General features: G+C 45.5%; 1 pseudogene. It reads right to left on the reverse strand.

Annotated elements, in window-relative coordinates:
- Positions 1–444, reverse strand: a pseudogene (locus AAX04_RS11525) (alpha-mannosidase); the annotation flags it as partial.
- Between the last annotated feature and the right edge of the window lie 31 nt (positions 445–475).

Genomic DNA, 475 nt, shown 5'->3' on the forward strand with positions numbered 1-475 from the left:
GAATGCTTTTATTTTGCTTTGTTTTGCTATTTGTGGTATTGTTTGGTTGAATCCGAAGGTGTCTGGTAGCCATAGTACCTCTGCGTATTTTCCGAAGTGCCTCTTGTAGAATCTTTGTGAGTAGAGCATTTGCCTTGCCCATGATTCACCGCTCAGCATGTTTGCATCAGCCTCAACCCAACCAGCACCGAGAATCCACCTACCCTCATCAACAAGCCTCCTAACCTCACTGAAGAGTTGAGGATCATCCTCAAGAAGCCACTGGTAGTACAATGCAGAACTCTGAACATAAGTGAAGTTAAACCTCCTCATCAACGTGACCACTGTTGCGAAGGTCCTCAAAACCTTACGCCTACTCTCCTCAAAGGGCCAAAGCCAAGCAGCATCAATATGAGCATGACCAACACCAAAAACAACACCAACCTTACCAAAACCACCAACCAAACCACGCAAAACACCCAAAGCATCATCAAAG

This window comes from Caldivirga sp. MU80, from assembly GCF_001663375.1.
Taxonomy (GTDB): Archaea; Thermoproteota; Thermoprotei; order Thermoproteales; family Thermocladiaceae; genus Caldivirga.